Raw genomic sequence first — 20,066 nt, 5'->3', positions numbered from 1 at the left:
CCGCAGAAGAACCGCGCTGCTGTCAGTCCTCGGAGGGGGCGCTCGGCAGCTTCGACTGGATCAGGTCCATCACGGAAGAGTCGGTCAGCGTAGTGACGTCACCGAGCTGCCGGTTCTCGGCCACGTCGCGCAGCAGTCGGCGCATGATCTTTCCGGATCGGGTCTTCGGCAGTTCGGCCACCGGCAGGATCCGCTTGGGCTTGGCGATCGGCCCGAGCGTCGCGCCCACGTGGTTGCGCAGGTCGTCCACAAGGCTGTCGTCCTCGCTGGCCGTGCCGCGCAGGATCACGAAGGCCACGATGGCCTGCCCGGTGGTTTCGTCCGCTGCACCCACGACCGCCGCCTCCGCGACCTTCGGGTGCGAGACCAGCGCGGACTCGACCTCGGTGGTCGAGATGTTGTGACCGGAGACCAGCATCACGTCGTCGACCCGGCCGAGCAGCCAGATGTCGCCGTCGTCGTCCTTCTTGGCGCCGTCGCCCGCGAAGTACTTGCCTTCGAACCGCGACCAGTAGGTGTCGAGGAACCGCTGGTCGTCGCCCCAGATGGTGCGCAACATGGACGGCCACGGCTCCGTGAGAACGAGATAGCCGCCACCGCCGTTGGGCACCTCGTTCGCCTCGTCGTCCACGACCGTGGCCGAGATGCCGGGCAGCGGGCGCTGTGCTGAGCCGGGCTTGGCCTCGGTCACGCCGGGCAGCGGCGAGATCATCATCGCGCCGGTCTCCGTCTGCCACCAGGTGTCCACGACCGGGGTCTTGCCGGCGCCGATGTTCTCCCGGTACCAGATCCACGCCTCGGGGTTGATCGGCTCACCGACCGACCCGAGGATCCGCAGGCTGCTCAGGTCGAACTTGGCGGGGATGTCGTCGCCCCACTTCATGAACGTCCGGATCGCGGTGGGCGCGGTGTAGAGGATCGTGACGCCGTACTTCTGCACGATCTCCCAGAAGCGGCCCTGGTGGGGGGTGTCGGGCGTGCCCTCGTACATCACCTGCGTCGCGCCGTTGGCCAGCGGGCCGTACACGATGTACGAATGGCCGGTCACCCAGCCGATGTCGGCCGTGCACCAGTAGACGTCCGACTCGGGCTTGAGGTCGAAGACCGCGTGGTGGGTGTAGGCCGTCTGGGTGAGGTAGCCGCCGGAGGTGTGCAGGATGCCCTTCGGCTTACCCGTTGTGCCGGACGTGTAGAGGATGAAGAGCGGGTGCTCGGCGTCGAAGGCCTCCGGGGTGTGCTCCGCGGACTGCTGGCCGACGATGTCGTGCCACCACACGTCGCGCCCTTCGGTGAACGCGGTCTCCTGGCCGGTCCGTCGAACGACGAGCACGTGCTCGACCTGCGGGCAGCGGGTGACCGCTTCGTCGATCGCGGGCTTGAGCGCGCTCGGCTTGCCACGGCGGTAGCCGCCGTCGGAGGTGATGACCAGTTTGGCGTCGGCGTCCTGGATGCGGGAGGCGACGGCGTCGGCGGAGAAGCCGCCGAAGACCACGGAGTGCGCGGCGCCGATGCGGGCACACGCCAGCATCGCGACGGCGGCCTCGGGGATCATCGGCAGGTAGATCGCGACCCGGTCGCCCTTGCGGACGCCGAGCTCGAGCAGGGCGTTGGCGGCCTTGGAAACTTCGTCCTTGAGTTCGGCATATGTGATGGCGCGGGCATCACCGGGCTCGCCCTCGAAGTGGATGGCGACCCGGTCGCCGTTGCCCGCCTCCACGTGGCGGTCCACGCAGTTGTGCGCCACGTTGAGCTTGCCGTCGGCGAACCACTTCGCGAACGGCGGGTTGGTCCAGTCGAGGGTCTCGGTCGGTTCGGTGGCCCAGGTGAGCCGACGCGCCTGCTCGGCCCAGAAGCCGAGCCTGTCCGCCGCTGCCTGCTCATACGCCTCCGCGGTCACGTTGGCGCTCGCTGCCAGCTCGGCCGGCGGGGCGAACCGCCGCTCTTCCTTAAGAAGGTTGGCCAGGCTCTCGTTGCTCACGACATCTCCCTTTCCCAGGGCGTCTTCTGTGCGTATGTGTCCTAGGCCATACCTCATCAGCCGGAGGGCCCGGGTGACAAGAGCCGGCCGAATATTGGTTTAGACCTGTAGGTGCCCCTCGCCCCCGAGCGGTGGGGACGAGGGGCCATACGTGTCCACGGACGCCGGGCGTAGGCGGTTCATATGTCCGCGGCCAGGCGGGCCACGGGACCACTCAGACGGCGCGGTCAGACACGGGACTTCTCCAGCGCGGAAGGAGCGGGGGCCACCCTGTCGAAGACCTCGTCGATCTCATGCTCCGCGGAATTCGTGAGGAGATAGGCCTGGGCCTCGGCGACGTGGAAGTACATCCCGTGCAACTGGAGCGAGCCCTCGGCGAGCCGCCGTGCCACCGACTCATGGGCACGCAGATGCTCCAGTTGCTGGACGACATTGGTCAGGCAGAGCTGCTCGACGGCGTCGGTGGGCAGGCGGCCGGAGATCCTTGCCCAGGAGCGATGTCGGTTCGTCATCCGCTGCAGGCTGGGCATTCCGTGCCGCAGCCAGCGACCGAGCGGGGTGGGGGAGGCGCCCGGCGGGCTGTTGAGCAGGGCCTGCATCGCGCCGCAGCCGGAGTGGCCGCAGACGGTGATCGAACTCACCTCGAGGATGTCGACCGCGTACTCGATGGCGGCCGCCACGGAGTTGTCCGAACTCTCCTTGCCGGGCAGCGGCACGAGATTGCCGACATTGCGGACGGTGAACAGATCGCCGGGTCCGCTGGCCGTGATCATGCTGGTCACGAGCCGGGAGTCGGCGCAGGTGATGAAGAGCTGCGACGGACGCTGGCCTTCACGGGCGAGCCGCGCCAGTTCGTCGCGCACCAGCGGGGCGGTGTTGCGCTGGAAGGAGCTGAGCCCGCTGGCCAGGTGGTGCGCGTCCGTTTTGCGCGGCCGGTCGTCGCAGTGGTGGTTGCGCCAGGGCGTCCAGGGGCGGCAGCAGCCGTGCGACTCGTCGGCGGGCTCGCTGATCCGGCCTCCGGCCCGTCCGGTGACCTCGACCGTCCCGCCCTGTGCGGAGTGAGTGGTCTGCCAGTCGTGCAGAGCCTCGTACGCCGCGTGGTCCATGAAGGAGCCGTCCAACTCGACCACGCAGTCGGCGCCGTGGGGGACGTGGCTCAGCATCCGGCTCAGCCTGGGCACGGCGAGGAAGGTCAACTGGCCGCGCGCACGCACCCGATGGACTCCGTCCCGTTCCTCCACCGTGATCCGGGTCCGCGTCAGCCGGTGCAGCGCGACCGCCACGGCCACCAGGATGCCGATGACAACGCCTTCCAGTACCCCGGTGAGGACCACCGCGGTGACCGTGGCCACGTAGACGAGCATCTCGCGGTTCTTCTTCACACTGCGCAGATGCGTGATGTTGACCATCTGTACGCCGATGACCATGACCAGGGCCGCCAGAGCGGCCAGCGGAATCAGATCGAGGACGGGCACGAGCAGCAGCGCGGCCGCCACGATCCAGAGCCCGTGCAGCATGGTCGAGTGGCGGCTGACCGCGCCGGCGGAGACGTTGGCGGTGCTGCGGACCGCGACTCCGGCGACCGGCAGCCCGCCGAGCGCGCCGGAGACGACGTTCGCCGCTCCCTGTCCGGCCAGTTCGCGGTCGAGGTCGGAGCGGTGGACAGGGGCGTCCGCCGCTCCACGCGCGGCGACCAGCTTGTCGACGGCGACGGCCGACAAGAGGGACTGCACGCTCGTGACCAGGGTGATGGTGAGCACTGCCGCGGCGATCCCGAGGATGGGCCCCCGCGGCAGCTCTGGGAGGGCATGGCTGTGCCAGGAGGGCAGATCCACGAGAGGCAGGGAGAATCCCGCTGCGGTCGGCAGGACCGTTGCAGTGACGACCGCCGCAAGTGCGGCCGGGACCTTCCGGATGACTCTTCCCGCACGCCCCGGCACGCGTGGCCAGAGCAACAGCACGGCGATGGTCAGGACACTGACCGACAGCGCGGCCGGGTGGAGACCGGCAAGTTGCGCGGGCAGGCCCTGGACGTTGCTGATGGCCGAGCTCTGGGGTGTGCCGCCGAGGACGATATGGAGCTGGGCGAGGGCGATGGTGACGCCGATGCCGGCCAGCATGCCGTGCACGATGGCCGGGCTGACCGCGAGAGCGGAGCGCGCCACCCGTAGTGCCGCGAGGCCCATTTGGCACAGTCCGGCCAGGACGGTGATGGCACAGGTGATGCGCCAGCCGTACTGCTGGATCAGTTCGGCGGTGACGACGGTCAATCCGGCGGCGGGGCCGCTGACCTGCAGTGGTGCCCCGCCGAGCCGGCCGACCACGATGCCGCCGACGGCGGCTGCGACGAGTCCGGCCTGCAGCGGTGCGCCGGTGGCGAGCGCGATGCCGAGGGAGAGCGGCAGCGCGATCAAGAAGACGGAGATGGACGCCGAGAGATCGGCGCCCGCGATGTGGAAGCGACGGCCGGTGCCGGACGGCGGGCTGTGCGGGCGCTGGAAGCGTGATGCGAGAGGACCGGCGGGGGCCGGTCGGTTCTGCTCGGGCTTGTCGGGCCCGTGAGAAGGATCGTCGGTGCGAGTGGGGGCGAAGTGCATGGTTCCCGTCTCCTCCGGGGCAGCGCGGTCGCGGAATGGGGGACGCGGCCGTGGGTCACGGCGTGCAGCGGCGGGATAGTCAAACGTTCGGTAAATGGATCGTAATGGTGAGTAAAGACTCGGGCATTATTTTTTGCGCAAATGGGGCAGTTGTTCACCCGATTCGGCGATTAGTCATTTGATACGGCTTGTCATGCCTTTCCTCCCTGCCTCGCGATGCGAGTTTGGCGGTTGCCCCGGGCCACCGTCAGACAGTCGCATCGGCACAGGAATGAGGTGGGCGGATGTTGGTCGCCACGAGGAGGGTTGTCGCCGTCGGCGCCGTCGCCGCGGCGCTGGTCGCAGGTCTCGCCGGGTGCTCCGGATTCGACAGCCTCGAGTCATCAGGCGGTTCAGGCAAGAAAGGCGTCGCGGCGCCCAAGGGCGCGGTCCGCCTCATCGGCGACGGATCCACCGCGTTCACCGGTACTCAGCCCGGGCTGCTGAAACCCGAGCGGCTGAAGCCGGGGGAGACGCCCCCACAGTTCGTGGTGTTTTCCTGGGACGGCGCCGGTGAGGACAGCCAGAAGCTGTTCTCACACTTCCGCAAGGTCGGCAAGAAGTACGACATGACGATGACGTACTTCCTCAGCGGCGTCTATCTCCTCCCGGAGAAGAAGCGGAGCATGTACGACCCGCCCAAATACCCCGCCGGACGCTCGGACATCGGCTTCAACGACGTCCAGGGCATCAGGGACACCGTTCGTGAGCTGCGCGGCGCCTGGCTCGACGGCAACGAGGTGGGCACCCACTTCAACGGTCACTTCTGCGGCAAGCGTGGGGTGGGAAGCTGGTCCGTCGAGGAGTGGAAGAGCGAGATCAGCCAGGCCAAGGCGTTCGTGAAGAACTGGAAGACCAACGCAGGCCTCGCCGGCGCGGAGCCCCTTCCCTTCGACTACGAAAAGGAGCTCATCGGAGCCCGTACGCCGTGCCTGGAAGGCCGGAAGAACTTCATGCGTGCCGCGAGCGAGCTGGGCTTCCGCTACGACACCAGCGGCATCGACAGCCAGGTGTGGCCCGACAAGGAACTCGGTCTGTGGGACCTCTCCCTCCAGCTGGTCCCGGTTCCCGGTCGGTCCTTCGAGACGCTGTCGATGGACTACAACTTCATGGTCAACCAGTCCGGCACGTCCAAGGGTGACCCGTCGAAGCACAGGTACTGGGGCAACCAGATGCGCGACGGCCTGATCCAGGCCTTCTACCGTGCCTACCAGGGCAACCGCGCACCCCTGATCATCGGCAACCACTTCGAATCGTGGAACGGCGGCACGTACATGCGCGCGATCGAGGAAACGATCGCGACGGTGTGTGTGAACAAGGACGTGAAGTGCGTGTCGTTCCGTCAGCTGGTCGACTGGCTGGACGCGCAGGACCCGAAGGTCCTGGCAAAACTGCGCCAACTGGAGGTGGGGGAGGCGCCGAGGGGCGGCTGGGATCAGTATCTGGCCGATAGGTCGGTGGCCCGAGCGGCTCCGCCGGCGGCCCGGAAGCCGGCCGAGAAGCGCTGAGCACGCCTCGCTTTCGGCAGCGGGCGCCGGCCCCGGACGGCGGGTGTCTCCTGCCGATGAGTCCTCCGGCGGACGGTATCGGCCGGAGGACTCGACCGGTGGGCGACTGGTCAGCCGAGTTGCGGCACGAGCGTCTGCTCGCCGAGCACGAATGCTGGATCGACCTGTGCGGCCAGGTCGGCACCGGTCTTGGCGTTGCCCCAGCTCTCCGCGTTCTTCATGTGAAAGTGCACCATCTGGCGGGTGTAGTGCTCCCAGTCGCGGTTCGCGTACGAGTCCTCCGCCGCGTTCTGCAGGGCCTGCAGCGCCATGCGGTTGTCCGCCTCCAGCAGTTCGAAGCGGGAGGGGCGTCCCTTCTCCATGCAGCGAACCCACTCCGAGTGCCCGACTGTGACGAGCAAGTCGTCCCCCGTCTCCTCACGGAGGAACTCGATGTCGTCCAGGCCCTGCACCTTGTTGCCTACGACCTTCAGCGCCACGCCGAAGTCGCGGGCGTACTCCTTGTACTGGCGATAGACCGACACGCCCTTGCGCGTCGGTTCGGCGACCAGGAACGTCATGTCGAACCGGGTGAACATCCCGGAGGCGAAGGAGTCGGACCCCGCTGTCATGTCGACGACGACGTACTCGTCCTGCCCGTCGACGAGGTGGTTCAGGCAGAGTTCGACCGCCCCGACCTTGGAGTGGTAGCAGGAGACGCCCAGGTCCGACTCGGTGAAGGGCCCGGTGGCCATGAGCCTGATGTCGCCGTCGTCGAGACGAACCGTGCGGGCGCAGGCGTCGTACACCGGGTTGTCCTCGACGACGCGCAACAGCCGCGACCCTCTGCCCGGAGGCGTCGTCTTGATCATTGTTTCGGCCGAGGCGATGCGGGGGTTCGAACCGCGCAAATAGTCCTTGATCAGGGGCAGATGCGCGCCCATGGCGGGCAGCGCGGCCGCTTCTGCTTCGTCGAGGCCGAGCGCTGCGCCGAGGTGCTGGTTGATGTCGGCGTCCACCGCGACGACGGGGGCTTCATTGGCGGCAAGGTGGCGGATGAACAGGGATGACAGCGTCGTCTTGCCGCTGCCGCCCTTCCCTACGAAAGCGATCTTCATGTTCACCTACCGTAGCGGAGTGATTTCATGGCGTGCCCATCAATCGTGAGGAAGACCACTCCAAGGTGGGGCGCCCGGTCCAGGCGCGTAGCCTCGATACTTATGAGTACGAACGCCTCGTCGGCCGATCCGCTTGCCGCCCTCGGCACCCTGCCCGGCGTCGCCGACTCCGTGGACTCCGTGCGCAAGGCCGTCGACCGGGTCTACGGACACCGGGTCATGCGCCGTCGCAGTAGCGAGATCACCTCCGAGGCCGCGCTGCGCGGGGCTCGCGGTTCCGCCGCGCTCGCGGGGGCGGACTGGGCTCTTGAGGAGGTCCGCAGGCGCACCGACTTCGGCAGCGAGCCCGAAGCGCGCACGGTCGGCGCCGCTCTGCGGCTCACCGCCGAGGCGGGCCAACTGCTGTCGATCTGGCGGCAGTCGCCGCTCCGGGTCCTGGCCCGGCTGCACCTCGTCGCGGCGAGCGGTTCCGGTGACGACGATACGGTCGGCCGGCCGCGCCTCCCCGGCGAGACGGTCGACGAACCGCTCATCGAGGCACCGCTGCCGGAGGTGGCCGAGCTGACGGGCCGGCTCGACGGCCTGGCGGAGCTGATCATCGCGGGAAGCGAGGCGCCGGCGCTGGTGACGGCGGCGGTCGTGCATGGCGAACTGCTGGCGCTGCGGCCGTTCTGCTCGAACAACGGGCTGGTCGCGAGGGCGGCCGAGCGCATCGTGCTGATCGGCAGCGGCCTCGACCCCAAGTCGATCTGCCCGGCGGAGGTAGGCCATGCGGAGCAGGGCAGAGCCGCCTACGTCTCGGCGTTCGAGGCGTACCTGACCGGCACGCCGGACGGGATGGCCGCATGGATCAAGCACTGCGGCCGCGCGGTGGAGCTCGGCGTCAGGGAGTCGACGGCGGTGTGCGAGGCGCTTCAGCGCGGCGCTGCCTGACGGGCGGGGGAGCCACGGTGTGAGCCGTGGGCGAGAGCCCTGCGTCTGACCTGCACGCCTCTGAGCTGCACGAGCCTGACCTGCCCGAGAGTCCTGGCCTTCGAAGGTATCGAGGCCGAAAAGGCCTGAAACGGGTTGCGGCGGTACCGGTTCGGTACCGCCGCTGGCACGATCCCCGAGTTACCATGCGTCCTCGAAATTTGCCCATCAGGTCGGGTACTTTGCCCGTCACCTGGTGCGGCTGGCCCGTAATCGACGGGTCGACGTCGCGTGGGTGCTCGGTTTTCATGCTTCGGTCCGTGGGGCCTTTTTGCGTTTTAAAGGTGATCCTTTCGGATGAGCCTCGGTCTCGCGGGCCGTTAAACCCTTTGTACTACTGCGGGCGGCGATGTGGAAGCCCTACCTGCACTTCTTTACTTTTAGGTTCAAACAGGGTGAAACGACCAGGTAGGTCCGGCTGCGTCCGAGGGCCGGACCGCGATCGCCCGTGCATGGTCAACAGGGGCCTATGTGATGGTGCTGCGCCGGCGGCTCGCGTACCAGACCAGTCCGGCGGTCGCGGCCGCCGCGCCGACAGCCGCCGCTGCCATGAGTGTCGGGCGCGGGGCCATGGAGAAGGTCGGCAGTCGCCGCTTGAGCCGTACCGGACGGTTGAAGTCGAGAATCGGCCAGTCCCGCAGCGTCGCCTCACGGCGGAGTTCGCGCCCCGGATTGACGGCGTAGGGATGCCCGACCGACTCCAGCATGGGGACGTCGGTGACGGAGTCGCTGTAGGCGTAGCAGCGAGCCAGGTCGTACCCCTCGGACGCGGCGAGTTCCTTGACCGCCTCCGCCTTGGTCGGCCCGTACGCGTAGTACTCCACCTCGCCGGTGTAGCAGCCGTCCTCGCCGACCACCATGCGGGTGGCCACGACCCGGTCGGCGCCGAGCAGCTCGCCGATCGGTTCGACGACCTCCGCGCCGGAGGTGGAGACGATGACCACATCTCGGCCGGCGGCGTGGTGCTCCTCGATGAGTGACGCGGCCTCGTCGTAGATGATCGGGTCGATGAGGTCGTGGAGCGTCTCCGCGACGATCTCCTTCACCTGCTGGACGTTCCAGCCCCTGCAGAGCGCCGACAGGTACTGCCGCATCCGTTCCATCTGGTCGTGGTCCGCACCGCCCGCGAGAAAAACGAACTGGGTATAGGCAGTACGCAGTACGGCGCGCCGGTTGATCAGCCCGCCTTGGTAGAAGGACTTGCTGAAGGTCAGAGTCGATGACTTCGCAATGACCGTCTTGTCCAGGTCAAAGAAGGCGGCAGTGCGCGGCAAGGAGTGGTTTTCCACGAGCCTGAGCATATGTGCCCGCCATTCGGCGTACGCTGGGGCGTGTGGGTTTGCCTGAGAAGGCTCTCGGGTACACCATGGAAGTCACGGATCGTTCGCGACCGTGCTAACCCGGTCCGGCTCCTCCCCCCCCGAGTCGGCCGGAGAGACGACCCCCGCTCTCCCCCCCGGCGGGGGTCGTCGCATGTCCGGGCACGTTTTCCCGGTTCTCCCGTACTCGCGGCCGCTTCCGCGTCCCTCGCGCCTGCCTCACTGCCACCGGACGGCTCACCCCCAGATTAGTCACTCTCGGTAGTCATCGTGCTGCTCTCCGGCAGCCCTGTCCGTGAGCCCGGCAGCAGGATCGAGTGACCCGCCGAGATGCGTCCACGAGGCGCCCTAGTACTCACTGGTATGAGCTACAGGGATATTCACAAGTGGCTAGTTGTCCACAGTTTTTCAGCAAGATCCACACGATTTTTCACTGGGCTGCACCGTGATTCCAGCCGCGTAAGTCGCGGAGCGCAGGAATCACGGATCTCGAGGCGATGCGAGATCACAGACAGAAGAGGTGGAGCTCGTGGCCGGATCCATCACATCGGACCGACCGCACGCCGCGGAGGAGCGGCGGGGCGGACCCCTGATCGTCACGGAGGACATGGACCTGCTCGACGATCTGCTGCGCCTGTGCGCGGCGGCCGGCGCCGAGCCGGACGTGCACCATGCCCTGCCGGAGCGGAAGGAAGGCTGGGAGGACGCGCCTCTCGTCCTCGTCGGAGACGACGCTGCCGGGCGGTGCAGAGGCGCCACGCGCCGACGAGGGGTGCTGCTCGTGGGCCGGGACCAGGACGACCCGGAAGTCTGGCGGCGTGCGGTGGAGATCGGCGCCGATTGCGTGCTGCGGCTGCCCGACGCCGAGAGCTGGCTCGTCGACCGCATCGCGGACGTGGCCGAGGGCGTCGGCCGGCAGGCGCTCACGGTCGGAGTGATCGGCGGCCGTGGCGGCGCAGGCGCCTCGACGCTGGCGACGGCGCTGGCTGTGACAGCGGCGCGTGGAGGCCGCCGCACCATGCTGGTCGACGGCGACCCTCTGGGCGGAGGGCTCGACGTGCTGCTCGGGGGAGAGCACGTCGAGGGTCGGCGCTGGCCGGATTTCGCCGCTTCGAAGGGGCGTGTTGCAGGCGGCGCGCTGGAGGAGTCACTGCCGGCGCTGCATGCCCTGCGGGTGCTCAGCTGGGACCGCGGGGATTCCGTGGTGATCCCCCCGGAAGCCATGCGGTCGGTTCTCGCAGCGGCCCGCAGGCGGGGCGGAGTCGTGGTCGTCGACCTGCCGCGCCGCGTCGACGAAGGCGTGGCCGAGGCGCTGGCCCAGTTGGACCTCGGGCTGCTGGTCGTGCCGGGCGAACTGCGGGCGGTCGCCGCGGCCAACAGGGTCGCCTCGGCCGTGGGCATGGTCCTGCCGGATCTGCGGGCGGTGGTGCGTGGGCCGTATGCGCCCGGGCTGGACGAGCAGTGGGTGGCCGATGCGCTGGGGCTGCCGCTCGCCGGCGAGCTCCCCGTCGAGCCCGGCCTGCCGTCGGGGCAGAGTGGAGGAGAACCGCCGGGCTCGAACGGCCGTGGTCCCCTCGCCAGGTTCTGCGCCGCTTTCTGGGAGCGGGCCCTGGCCGGGGAGGGTGTCGCATGAGCGCGGGGCTGCTAGAGGCCGTGAGGCAGCGGCTTGCCGAGAGCGGGGCGGAGCCCACACCGGCGCGGGTGGCGGCGGCGCTGCGGGCGCAGGGAAGGCTGCTCGGAGACGCCGAAGTGCTCGGCGGTACAGAGAGGTTGCGGTGCGAGCTGGTGGGTACCGGACCGCTGGAACCGCTGCTGGCAGACCCGTCGGTCACGGATGTGCTGGTCTCCGCACCCGACCGCGTGTGGGTGGACCGTGGCAGGGGACTGGAGCTCACCAAGGTGACGTTCGCCGATGCGGCGTCGGTGCGCAGGCTGGCCCAGCGGCTTGCCGCAATTGCCGAGCGGAGGCTGGACGACGCCCGCCCGTGGGTGGATGCCCGCCTGCCGGACGGGACACGGATGCATGCCGTGATTCCACCCGTGGCGGTCGGCTCGACCTGTCTGTCGCTGCGCGTTGTCCGACCCCGGGCCTTCTCCGTAGGTGAGTTGGTGGCCGAGGGGACGGTGCCACCCGGCGGGGACAGGCTGCTGCGCGCGCTGATCGAGGCACGGCTGTCGTTCCTGATCAGCGGCGGCACCGGGTCGGGGAACCCCAAGAGCGCTCTATGACGCCTCTATCGGGTGATCACTTTACTGGCGCGCGTAAAGTGATTCTTCAAGCCTCTGACCTGCACGTTTGCGTCTTCTCGAAGTCGTGCTCGGTGGTGTATGCCGCCACCCTTCGAATCCAAGGTTGGGCGCAAAAGAGCCCCGGCCGACTGCGACGGGGACGCAGACGACCGGGGCTCCAGGATGCCTCAGCGCTTGGGCGGGACGATGAAGCCACGCACAGGACGCGGCTCGTCCGGATCACGCGGCGGCGGTTCCTGCGCCCGCTTCCACGCAGCGACCAGCTCGGCGTACCGCGGATCGATCCATTCGTTGGCCATGGCGGTCAGGCTACGCGGGCGGTGACGAGCAGCGTTCCGATATGGCCGGGCTCCGGCGCGTCTAGCACGCGGGCCTCGATATTACGGAAGCCGTGTCGCTCGAGGAGGCTGGTCCACCGGCGGGGCGTGTAGCTGTACCGGTAGGTGTACATGGCCTTCCCGGCGAATCCGCCCTTGTACATGCCCTGCGGCCCGTAGGCGCCCGGGATGGCCGGCGGGTGGGAGAAGGCGAGCACGCCGCCAGGGTTCAGCCGGTCCCCAAGGAGCGGGAACAGCTTGGCCGGGTCGGTGAACCAGACGGCCCCGAACACGGAGTAGATCGCGTCATACGTGGCGGTGGACTCGCGCAGGTGGTCGAGCACCTCGGCACAGACGAAGTCGACACCGAGCGGCCCCCACCGCTCCGTCGTCTTCTTGACCATGACGGGTGACAGGTCCACGCCGGTCGCTTTGACGCCCCGCCGTGCGAGGATGGCGAGGGCCCGGCCGGTGCCGCATCCGATCTCCAGCACGGACTTCGGCTCACCGAGCAGCTCGGGGCCTGGTCCATGTCCGGCGTACTGGGTCCAGTTGAATACCGGCTCCATGTCGTCCTTGAAGGCGCTGCTGGCGTAGGCGTCCCAGAGTTCAGTCTCAGCATCAATGTCGTGACGTGCGGGCACGGCACTCCCTTCGGGCGGGAACGGTGAGGCCCCTGCCCTCCTCGGGGGGAAGAGGGCAGGGGCCAGCCTAGGGGCGGTCAGTGGCTGTCCGGGACCTTGCTGTCGCACGGGGAGCAGTTCGCGCCGTCGATGGCCCAGAGCTCTTCGTCGATGTCGAAGCCGTTGGCTTGCAGGAAATCTGCGGTGCGCAGGCACAGCCCATCGGTGCGGCGCTGGATGAACGGGGCATGGTGCTTGTAGGCGCCGCCGTTGTAGACGTCGCAGAGGGCGAAGTAGACGGGGGTGTCGAGGATGAGCTGGTGGACGCCGATGTCGACCATCTTGCCGACGCCGAGGTGGACCTCGGGGTGCTCCATGGCGGTGATGGTGTACATCACGGCGTTGGCGAGGATCCGCTCGGCCATGTTGCGGACCATGGTGTTGTCGCGGAGCAGGAGTGAGATCTCGCGCTCCCAGAGGGTGCCGCCGTCCGACACGTTGATGGTGAGGTGCCGGATGTGCGGTTGGACGGCGTTGAGGATGACCTGCGGATCGCGGGTCTTCACCTGCGCCTGAACGGCTGTGCTCATGGGCAATTCCTCCTGCACGTTGGTGGTGCGACGGATTTGCGGGGCCGCTCCGGCCGCGGTCCTGCCAGGGAGTTCGGCCGGAGCGGGAGTCAGTTGCCGCGCGGGCAGGCGCGGTGGAGGTGGAGCGTGGTGCCGCAGCCGGAGCCGGATGGCTTGTCGACGACTTCGTAGTCCTGGCCGGGGAGGATCGGCCGGTCGCAGCGTGCGCAGATCACGACGTCACCCCCTTCGGGTGGCGTCGGCAGGCGCGGGGGAACCAGTGTGTGATGTGGTCGGCGATGCGCAGTCGTCGTGGCCCGAGGTCGACCGCGGTCTCTGCCGTGAGGACGATGCCGCAGTGGACGCAGTCCATGCCGCGCTGCTGCCTCTGAGACAGGGTGCTGATCGCCGGTAAGGCGTGGGGAGTTGGGGCCATCAACGCTCTCCTTCGCGCGTGTCCTAGGTCAGACCGTAGCGTGACCTAGGACAGCTTGGAAGGGTGCAACACGCCTTTCCCTCGCCCGAGTTACCGGTGAACTAGTACAGTCGCCGGTGACCTAGGACACGGTGCGAGGAGCGCATATGCCAGACGACCAGTACCCGTACATGCAGGTGGCCGAGCGCATCCGCCGGCGCATCCTCGACGGCGCCCTATCCGAAGGCGCGAAGCTTCCCGGGCAACGCGAACTTGCGCAGCAGGAAGGCGTCGCCGTCGCCACCCTCGGCCGCGCCCTGGACCACCTGCAGGTGGAGGGCTACATCACCACGTCGCGCAGGGGCACGTTCGTGGCTAACGCTCCAAGCGTTGCTGCGTCCGGGTACGACCGCATCACTCGTGTCCTGCGTACCGGGTCCGTTCTTGGTGACGGCGAGACGCTCATCGTCACCGCAGCCGAGATCGTCAAGCCTCCGCAGTACGTTGCTGAACTCTTCGACCTCGACGACGGGGACCAGGTCGTGCGCCGCCAGTGGCACACCGGTAAGGGCACGCAGCGCACCATGCTTGCCGTCACCTGGTACCCGGCCCGATTCGCCGGCCTTGTGCCCGAGATGCTGTCCACCGCGCGCGACAAGGCCGCGGGCCTGCTGCCCCGGATCCAGGCCGCGACGGGCCGTCAGGTGACGAACGGCAGGGATGATGTCCACGCGCGGGAAGCGGACGAGCGCGAGGCGTCTTTCCTCGGCGTCCGGGTCGGGTCGCCGATCCTCGCCGGAGCGCACCGCCTGTGGGACGACGAGGGTGTCCTCGAGTATGGCGAGTGGTGCCTGCCGTACCGGCTTGTCGTCGGGTACGAGTACGCCATCGAGGCCGCTCCCGACGCCTGACCCCGCGCACGAAAACGCCCCCTGCCCGATCCCGGAGGACGAGGCAGGGGGCGCGGTGCATCAGGGGTACTGCCGGCGGTTCGGATCCAGAGCGAGCGGCGACGGGATGGACGGCCCCTCATCGGCGGGCAGCGGTGCCACGTCGCGGCGGCAGACCTTCGCATCCGGGTCGTAGCTCGGGGTCTGCCAGGAGTAGCCCTCGGGGCACGCGGCCCCGGACGGCCCGGCGGGGCCCTGCTCGCCGCGTTCGCCCTGCGGCCCTTGCGGCCCTTGCGGACCAGCCGGGCCGGCGGGTCCTGCAGGTCCTGCCTCGCCTTGTGGCCCGGGCGGGCCTGCCTCACCCGCGGCCCCGTCCTGTCCGGGAGCGCCGGTTTCGCCCACGCCGGGCGTGCCTGATTCGCCTACCGGGCCGGTCGGTCCGATCGGCCCTGGTGGGCCAGTGGGCCCGTCGTCACCAGGCGCGCCGGGTGGTCCGGTCGGTCCGACGACTCCCTTGCCTGGCTCGCCGCGGCTGCCGGGCGGGCCTGCGACGGGCTTCTCGCCCAGCTGCTGCACCTGGGCGGCCAGGGCATCGCGTGCCTGGTTGGCGGTCTGCAGGTCTGCGGAGATCTGGCTCGTCGCCCACCAGATGTACGCCACCAGGCCGGCGAGGAGCACGCCGAACAGGACGGTGACCGGGTCGCGACGCTGCATCTTGTGCGTGCTCACGTACCCCCCTTGTTGGCGTTGTACAGCTGGATGGCGAGGAGCAGCACGGGCACGATCAGGCTGAAGAAGATCAGCCGTCGGTCGGTCTGGCGCTGCTTCTCCTTCTCCTTGGCCGCGTCCTCGAGGCCTTTGACCCGCTCGGTGATCGCGGCGATTTCCTTGTCGCGCGCCTCGCGTTCCAGTTGGTAGCGCTCGAGGGAGACGCGGCCGTCGAGCCGCACGCCAAGCTGCTGGATGTCCTCGCGGACGTCGGCGAACCGATCCTCGAATCGACGGTCCAGTTCTCCGAGGGTCAGCTCGTCTGCCACGGGGTGCTCCGATCAGGCGCGCGGGGTGTGCTTCGCGGCCCAGCCGCTGACGAATGTGAGGGCGGTGGGGATGAGTGCGAGCACGAACGGCTCGATGCCGTCGGGCAGTCCGGCGACCAGGCCGGCGTTGTCCTGGACGGCGGTCAGCACGGCGAGCAGGCCGGTGCTGCCGAGGTAGGTCGCGACGCTCGCGACGGTGACCTTCTTCTCTACGGGTGCAGCCATGGCTGTTCTCACTTCCAGTACAGGCCGCGCAGGCGCGCGGAGGTGATTGATGCGGGAGTGGTGTCGTTCTCGTCGGCCGGGTAGTAGACGGCTTCGAAGCGGACCTTCTCGGCCGGGTCGACGCTGCCGGCGTGCGGAAAGTCGACGAAGCTGCTGCCTCCGGTGGTCTGCCGCTCGGCGATCGGGCCCACCCAGCGAGACCCGTCGGGGCGGACGTGGAACCAGCGGCCTTGCACGGTGCCGCCGGCGGGCGCGGTCAGGGTGAGGAACATCGACCCGGTATAGGCGCTGGCCCCGGTGACGAGGTCGGCCGACTCGGCGGAGACGACGGTCCATTCCGCAGGGGCAAGGTTGCGCTCGTTCTCGGTCGCGCGGTTCCAGTTGGTGGGCACGTCGTTCTCCTCGGACGGGGCGGGGGCGGGTGGTGTCTTACCGGCGGCGGCCGCGACGATCCCCGGGAACACGACCTCGCGGAACTGCCGGATACGGGCCTTGCCAGGGCACGCGGTGCCCGACGTCGACCACTGCGGGAACATCGAGTGGTAGCCGAACCCCGGGTCGGCGTGGCTGCGGCAGATCCTCAGGGGGATGCCGTGCCGCTTGTGCAGCCAGACGCCGAGCTCGATGAGTTCGCGGATCTGCGCGTCGGTCCACGGGTCAGTGCCCTTGGTGTTCGACGCGGTCTCGATGGACACTGCGCCGGTTCCGTCGGCTCGCCGGTTGGCGCCGGCGTTCGCGTCGGCGCGGGTCTCGGTGCCGATGAACTGCCCGAGGTCACCTTCGTAGCCGAGACCGAAGTGGGACTCCAAGTTGGTGGAGTCCCGCCAGAACTCGTAGGTCCGCTTCGCCGTCCACGGGGCGATGATCGAATGGACGATGAACTGCGTCGGCCGGATCGCGGGCTGGGCGTCCGACTCGGGTTGCAGCTCGTACCGTGTGGCGGCTGGGTACCAGGCCACGAGACCTCCAGACATGAAGAAGGCCCCGGCCATCTGGCGGCGGGGCGGGAGACAGGTGGGGCGGTCTACTGCGGGTCGTAGATGGACTTGCCCGACAGCCACACACCCGTGGGCACGCTGATCCCGGTCGGGACCGAGACCGTCAGGTTGCCGGACGTCATGAAACCGAGCCGGCAGGGGTAGTGCGACGTGCCCGCGGCGTAGGCCGAAAAGCCTTCTTCCTGGCTGACCTGATAGTCGCCGTCGAAGGTGAAGATGGCCGTGGTGGTCGCGGCGCTGAGGCCGGTGGTGTTGATGCGGCCTTTGAAGTCCCAGCGGATGGTGCCCATGTCGCTGACGATCCGCATCTGCGGGACGGCCGTGCTGGCCGAGCCGTTTGCAGTGTAGGAGCCGATTGCGTCCAGGTCGGTCCAGTCCATGACGAGTTCGATGATGCGGGTGTTGAGCAGGTTGGCGGTCGCTTTCTGCCCGGCCAAAAACGGGTCGTATGCCACAGCTGCCTCCTTACAGGGGGATGACGACGGGCCGGGACAGTTGCACGGCGGTGCCCAACGCGTGCGACTTGACGATCCCGTTGACGGATCGGGTGACGGTCGCGGTCTGCGGCGACGTGGTGCCGGTGATCGCCGTGACCGTCATGACCTCGCCCCCGACGCGGATGTCGAAGGGAAAGTCGCTGGCGTAGGCGGACGAGTTCACCCAGACCGGGCCGTCGGTGGTGGCCAGGGACAGCGACGTGTCGTCCGCGTCCACGCCCGCCGCCAGCTGGCAGCCTGCGGTGTCGAGACGCGAGTAGTCGTCGGTGTCCAGCTCGAGGACCCGCCACGGCCCCGCGGGCGTCGCGTTGAGCACGACGTCCCACGTGTACTGGTCGAGGATCTCGGTGTAGCCCTGGATGAGGAACTCGATGTCCTCGGGCGGCAGGTGGGCTGGCGGGTTCTCAATGACCCCGAGGTCGCCGAGCTGCATAGCCAGTACGTCGGGGATGAGGTGCGGCGCCGCGTGCAGCATCAGCCGCACGGACGCATACCGGGCCTCGTCCCACGTGCCGAGGTGCGCGCGCCATCCGGCGATCGGCTCGGTCTGGTCGTCGCTGTCCAGGTTCAGGGTGACGGCCTCGTCGTAGATGCCGACGCCGCCGTCCTCCGGAGCTTGCACGGACAGCGGTCCGTCCTCGATGACGACGCGGCCCGAGGAGCCGCCGGTGCGCGTGACGGTGATGTCGTTGCGCAGCCGCTGGTCGTCCTCGATCGGCTCGAGGGGCGGGCCGACCTCGCCCTCGGTCGTGTAGTCGAGGGACAAGGTCGGGGCCTGGTTGTAGAGGCTGGCGCGGTCCCGGTAGATCAGGGCCAGGCGCTCGCGGTCCTCGTACAGGATTCCGCCGTCGGCGTCGGCGCACTCGCGTAGCAGGTCGAGCAGCTCGGCCGGCCGCTGTGGCCCCATGGCCTGGCTGTCGATCTCCCAGTCGCCCGGGAACTGGGCGATGTCGAGGCGGGTCTCTTCCGACGCCAGGCGGGACAGCCGGTCGGCGGCGGTCTCGCCCACCCAGCCGGTGATGGCGCCGTCGTAGGCGGCCGTGATGGTCGTCGGCCACACGGAGATGTGTCCGATGGCCATTCCGTCGAGCGCAGTCGCGAAGCCGCCCTCCGGGCTGCCCACGGAGGTGACAGCCCCGAGCGTGCCAGCGAAACTGCCGTCCCCTCCGCCCGCGTCGCCGCCGACGTCCTGCCAGTCCACGCGCCAATCGACGTTTCCGCCGTTCTGCTCGGCGTGAAAGTCCACACTGACCCACTGGTTGAACAGGTCCAGCGAAGTGCCGATGATCAGCTCGAAGACGATAGAGCCGTCTGCGTCCAGGCCACGGATATAGCTGTCGATGTCTCGACTCTGGATGAACCACTGACGGACTGTGCCGCTGTTGCAGAGGATCCGCATGAACGTCCACCGTGTCGAGTCGGGGTCGTCGTTGCGGTAGATCCACCGCACCTGCCAGCCCGTCCACCCCGGGGGTGGAGCGGGCACGGCGCCGGACATCCGGCGTGGCACGCCGGTGTTCGATGCGAGGACGGGCAGCGGTAGCGAGGAGGCCAGGGTGTCGGCCTGCGCCCACGTGGCGCCCGCCAGCTTGAGCGGGGAGACGCCGGCGATCGGCGAGTAGGCCTGGACTGCGTTGACGCCCTCCTCCATGGGCCAGTAGGCGAGCGGCTCGAAGCTGGGCACCGCGCGTCGCAGCGTGGAGTCGAGGGCCTTGTTGCCCTGCCCGAGGCGGCGCATGATCCCGGCCGCCTCGATCGGCGTCCAGATGTCTTCGCCGGACACGTCCCATCTTGTGGGCCAGCTGCTGACCTCGCCGGTGAACCGGGGCTCCCGGTCGGTGATCTCGGCCGTGCCGGTCAGGGACCACGTGCGGCCGGCCGCGTCGGCGAAGCTGGTGTCACCTGGTGTCTGGGCGGTGAAGTCGGGGTTCGCCACGACCGTCCCGCCGATCCCGCTGCGCAGCTCGAAGCCGTATACGCGGCCGCGGAACGGGACGAAGTTGGTGGGCAGGGCGCCGATGTCGAGCGGTGCGGTGCTGCTGTAGATGGACGTCGTGCCGGTGGTAGTGACGGTCTGCGAAAGCTGGGTCCACGGGCCGGCCATGGTGGGCGCGGTGTAGAAGGTGACCGTCAGCCCGCCCAGCCCGTTGTTGACGTCCAGGGTGTAGCGCAGCGCGATGCGCCCGTTGGAGGGGACGGTGAACGGCGTCAGCGCGCTGGATCCGTACTCGGTGATGGCGGTGCCGTTGGTGGACCAGCCCGCGAAGATCCGGCCGTCCTGGATCGTCAGACGCCAGGAGCGCTGATTGCTCGTGAGCTGGTACTTGCCGCACATCTCGATCCGGTCGCCCGGCACGAAGGAGTCCAGGCGTGCGTCGATCCGCACGTCGAGGTCGCCGGTGATGTCCAGCGCCGCGGTGTCCGGGGTCGTGGCGATGGACGAGTCGCCGTCGATGAGGAGATACGGGTCGTCACCCGGAACGGATACCCGGATCGGGGTGTTGCGGCCGATCTGCCCGTAGTACGGGGACATCGGGTTGCGGGCGGAGAACCGTCCGTCGCGGTTGTTGAGGGTGAGCTGGCAGCGTGAGGGTTCGACACGCTGCCCCTCGTCCGTTCGGCCGGCGGTGATGGTGATCGGCTCGCGGGTGTAGACGAACTGGGAGATGTCTGTCCACGTGCCGTTGAGCAGCAGCTCGACGAGCACGTCGAGCGGGGTCTGCGGGAACGCCACG

Annotated in this window: 19 protein-coding genes and 1 pseudogene; 5 read left to right on the top strand and 15 right to left on the bottom strand. The window is 68.7% G+C overall.

Features of this window, described 5'->3' with window-relative positions:
- Positions 1-22: 22 nt before the first annotated feature.
- Complete coding sequence (acs, locus tag ABZ070_RS02500; RefSeq protein ID WP_356629066.1) at positions 23-1,978, bottom strand: acetate--CoA ligase; 1,956 nt, start codon at positions 1,976-1,978, stop codon at positions 23-25.
- A gap of 227 nt (positions 1,979-2,205) precedes the next feature.
- Entirely contained in the window at positions 2,206-4,575 is a 2,370-nt protein-coding gene (locus ABZ070_RS02495) for a SulP family inorganic anion transporter (protein ID WP_356629064.1), read from the bottom strand.
- Positions 4,576-4,859: 284 nt separating this feature from the next.
- Between ABZ070_RS02495 and ABZ070_RS02490 the strand changes: the two genes are divergently transcribed.
- Positions 4,860-6,122 carry a hypothetical protein gene (locus ABZ070_RS02490; RefSeq protein WP_356629062.1) on the top strand — a complete coding sequence of 421 codons (1,263 nt, stop codon included), beginning with the start codon at positions 4,860-4,862 and terminating at the stop codon, positions 6,120-6,122.
- Positions 6,123-6,232: 110 nt separating this feature from the next.
- Here the strand turns inward: ABZ070_RS02490 and ABZ070_RS02485 are convergent, their stop codons facing one another.
- Positions 6,233-7,219, bottom strand: a complete 987-nt coding sequence (locus tag ABZ070_RS02485) for an ATP-binding protein (RefSeq protein ID WP_356629060.1) — start codon at positions 7,217-7,219, stop codon at positions 6,233-6,235.
- A 102-nt stretch (positions 7,220-7,321) separates the two neighbouring features.
- Here ABZ070_RS02485 and ABZ070_RS02480 point away from each other — a divergent pair, with 102 nt between their 5' ends.
- A complete protein-coding gene (locus ABZ070_RS02480) occupies positions 7,322-8,152 on the top strand; it encodes an oxidoreductase (protein WP_356629058.1) in 831 nt (276 codons plus the stop codon).
- 506 nt (positions 8,153-8,658) lie between these two features.
- Here ABZ070_RS02480 and ABZ070_RS02475 read toward each other — a convergent pair.
- A complete protein-coding gene (locus ABZ070_RS02475) occupies positions 8,659-9,492 on the bottom strand; it encodes an HAD-IB family hydrolase (protein ID WP_356629056.1) in 834 nt (277 codons plus the stop codon).
- 547 nt (positions 9,493-10,039) lie between these two features.
- Between ABZ070_RS02475 and ssd the strand changes: the two genes are divergently transcribed.
- Together ssd and ABZ070_RS02465 are read left to right on the top strand one after the other, a co-directional pair.
- Positions 10,040-11,143 carry a septum site-determining protein Ssd gene (ssd, locus tag ABZ070_RS02470; RefSeq protein WP_356629054.1) on the top strand — a complete coding sequence of 368 codons (1,104 nt, stop codon included), beginning with the start codon at positions 10,040-10,042 and terminating at the stop codon, positions 11,141-11,143.
- Positions 11,140-11,718 (top strand): annotated as a pseudogene (locus tag ABZ070_RS02465) (ATPase, T2SS/T4P/T4SS family); the annotation flags it as partial. The gene ssd and the pseudogene ABZ070_RS02465, both read left to right, overlap by 4 nt.
- Positions 11,719-11,927: 209 nt before the next feature.
- On the opposite strand, the gene ABZ070_RS02460 reads toward ABZ070_RS02465, so the two are convergent.
- The 5 genes from ABZ070_RS02460 to ABZ070_RS02440 form a co-directional block, all read right to left on the bottom strand.
- Entirely contained in the window at positions 11,928-12,059 is a 132-nt protein-coding gene (locus tag ABZ070_RS02460) for a hypothetical protein (RefSeq protein WP_356629052.1), read from the bottom strand.
- A gap of 5 nt (positions 12,060-12,064) precedes the next feature.
- Positions 12,065-12,721, bottom strand: a complete 657-nt coding sequence (locus ABZ070_RS02455) for a class I SAM-dependent methyltransferase (protein WP_356629050.1) — start codon at positions 12,719-12,721, stop codon at positions 12,065-12,067.
- Positions 12,722-12,798: 77 nt separating this feature from the next.
- The gene (locus tag ABZ070_RS02450; protein ID WP_356629048.1) at positions 12,799-13,290 is read right to left on the bottom strand and encodes a hypothetical protein; all 492 of its coding nucleotides are present in this window, start codon (positions 13,288-13,290) and stop codon (positions 12,799-12,801) included.
- A gap of 89 nt (positions 13,291-13,379) precedes the next feature.
- Positions 13,380-13,505 (bottom strand): hypothetical protein, encoded by a 126-nt coding sequence (locus ABZ070_RS02445; RefSeq protein ID WP_356629046.1) that lies wholly within the window; start codon positions 13,503-13,505, stop codon positions 13,380-13,382.
- Entirely contained in the window at positions 13,502-13,705 is a 204-nt protein-coding gene (locus tag ABZ070_RS02440; protein WP_356629044.1) for a hypothetical protein, read from the bottom strand. The genes ABZ070_RS02445 and ABZ070_RS02440 overlap by 4 nt, the downstream gene beginning before the upstream one ends.
- A 146-nt stretch (positions 13,706-13,851) precedes the next feature.
- On the opposite strand from ABZ070_RS02440, the gene ABZ070_RS02435 reads away from it, so the two are divergent.
- On the top strand, positions 13,852-14,595 hold the full coding sequence (locus ABZ070_RS02435; protein WP_356629042.1) for a GntR family transcriptional regulator: 744 nt from the start codon (positions 13,852-13,854) through the stop codon (positions 14,593-14,595).
- A gap of 60 nt (positions 14,596-14,655) precedes the next feature.
- Here the strand turns inward: ABZ070_RS02435 and ABZ070_RS02430 are convergent, their stop codons facing one another.
- The 6 genes from ABZ070_RS02430 to ABZ070_RS02405 all read right to left on the bottom strand — a co-directional run bounded on the left by ABZ070_RS02430 (position 14,656) and on the right by ABZ070_RS02405 (position 20,065).
- On the bottom strand, positions 14,656-15,303 hold the full coding sequence (locus ABZ070_RS02430) for a collagen-like protein (RefSeq protein ID WP_356629040.1): 648 nt from the start codon (positions 15,301-15,303) through the stop codon (positions 14,656-14,658).
- On the bottom strand, positions 15,300-15,611 hold the full coding sequence (locus tag ABZ070_RS02425; RefSeq protein ID WP_356629038.1) for a hypothetical protein: 312 nt from the start codon (positions 15,609-15,611) through the stop codon (positions 15,300-15,302). The genes ABZ070_RS02430 and ABZ070_RS02425 overlap by 4 nt, the downstream gene beginning before the upstream one ends.
- A gap of 12 nt (positions 15,612-15,623) precedes the next feature.
- On the bottom strand, positions 15,624-15,836 hold the full coding sequence (locus ABZ070_RS02420) for a holin (protein WP_356629036.1): 213 nt from the start codon (positions 15,834-15,836) through the stop codon (positions 15,624-15,626).
- 8 nt (positions 15,837-15,844) lie between these two features.
- Positions 15,845-16,795 (bottom strand): N-acetylmuramoyl-L-alanine amidase, encoded by a 951-nt coding sequence (locus ABZ070_RS02415; protein WP_356629033.1) that lies wholly within the window; start codon positions 16,793-16,795, stop codon positions 15,845-15,847.
- A gap of 65 nt (positions 16,796-16,860) precedes the next feature.
- A complete protein-coding gene (locus ABZ070_RS02410) occupies positions 16,861-17,289 on the bottom strand; it encodes a hypothetical protein (RefSeq protein ID WP_356629031.1) in 429 nt (142 codons plus the stop codon).
- A gap of 10 nt (positions 17,290-17,299) precedes the next feature.
- Positions 17,300-20,065 carry a hypothetical protein gene (locus tag ABZ070_RS02405; protein WP_356629029.1) on the bottom strand — a complete coding sequence of 922 codons (2,766 nt, stop codon included), beginning with the start codon at positions 20,063-20,065 and terminating at the stop codon, positions 17,300-17,302.
- Between the last annotated feature and the right edge of the window lies 1 nt (position 20,066).

Source organism: Streptomyces sp. NPDC006283 (assembly GCF_040613325.1).
Lineage (GTDB): Bacteria > Actinomycetota > Actinomycetes > Streptomycetales > Streptomycetaceae > Streptomyces.
This window is presented reverse-complemented; position numbering and strand designations above follow the sequence as displayed.